The organism is Plesiomonas sp. (genome assembly GCF_051650925.1).
Classification (GTDB): Bacteria; Pseudomonadota; Gammaproteobacteria; order Enterobacterales; family CAMTGL01; genus Plesiomonas.
In genome coordinates this window covers 1-1,270 of record NZ_JBOFRH010000276.1, presented here as the reverse complement: position 1 = coordinate 1,270, position 1,270 = coordinate 1, and the positions used below count along the sequence as shown (strand labels likewise).

Below are 1,270 nucleotides of genomic sequence, written 5' to 3'. Positions count from 1 at the left end.
GCAAAGAGTAAGAAGCCTAAAATCCCTTTTAGCAGGAAGTTTTGGAAATCGATCTTTTCCACAACGCCTTGCGCAATGCTTTCAAGATTAAACCAGCCGAAGTGTCCTGCAAGGATCAGAATTAATGAGCAGAGCAGTGCGCCTGCAGTAATGGCGATGGTTGTTTGAACTTTACTGATGAACTGATTTAAATAGGCAATCATAATCGCGATAGCGGCTAGAAAGCACAAGGTGTAATAAACACTCATAAAACCCTCAAAATATGTGTTCGATAGATAGTTTACCCGTGATAGGTGCGGTTACTGTGGGTAATTATCCTATGATATGAGGTTTAGGTAATGGATTATTTTTACATGAATGTTAAACGTGGATAAATAGCTCGGTTGCTTTAGCCATCTAGATTTCTAATTGTTGTAATTATGGTAGGATGTTGTGAAGCCGTAGCAAGGAATGCAAGAGGGAATCATGGTAGAGCCACGCGTATTAAGTAGCCTAGAACAGCAGTTAGCCAAGCGAATTTTGATTATTGATGGTGGCATGGGCACCATGATCCAGCAGTATCGGCTGCAGGAGGCCGATTATCGCGGAACGCGGTTTGCCGATTGGCCGAGTGATCTGAAAGGCAATAATGATCTGCTGGTATTAACCAACCCGAGTGTGATTTCGGCTATCCACGATGCCTATCTTGAGGCTGGTGCGGATATTTTAGAGACCAATACGTTCAACTCAACGTCAATTGCGATGGCCGATTACCAGATGGAATCACTGGCGGCTGAGATGAACTATGTTGGCGCACAGTTAGCGCGTGCTTCTGCCGATGCGTGGAGTGCTAAAACACCAGAGAAACCACGTTATGTGGCAGGGGTTTTAGGGCCAACTAACCGTACCGCGTCTATCTCGCCAGATGTGAATGATCCTGGCTTTCGTAATACCTCTTTTGATCAGTTGGTTGTTGCCTATCAAGAGGCAACACGTGCGCTACTGCGCGGTGGCGTTGATCTGATCATGATTGAAACGATTTTCGATACCCTGAATGCAAAAGCGGCTGCATTTGCCGTTGAGTCAGTATTTGATGAGGTGGGTTACCGTTTACCGATTATGATTTCGGGTACGATCACCGATGCATCAGGCCGAACGTTGTCAGGGCAAACCACCGAAGCATTTTATAATGCCATGCGTCATGTGCAGCCGCTCTCATTTGGGCTCAATTGTGCACTTGGGCCAGATGAGCTTCGTCAGTATGTGGCTGAGTTATCAAGAATTTCTGAGT

1 protein-coding gene and 1 pseudogene are annotated in these 1,270 nt (G+C 45.7%); one reads left to right on the top strand and one right to left on the bottom strand.

Annotated elements, in window-relative coordinates:
• Positions 1 to 248: pseudogene (locus tag ACRC27_RS06690) on the bottom strand (cation:proton antiporter); the annotation flags it as partial.
• Between the two features lie 217 nt (positions 249 to 465).
• Here ACRC27_RS06690 and ACRC27_RS06685 point away from each other — a divergent pair.
• Positions 466 to 1,270: homocysteine S-methyltransferase family protein (locus ACRC27_RS06685; protein WP_438639476.1), on the top strand; the 805-nt coding region annotated here is incomplete at its 3' end.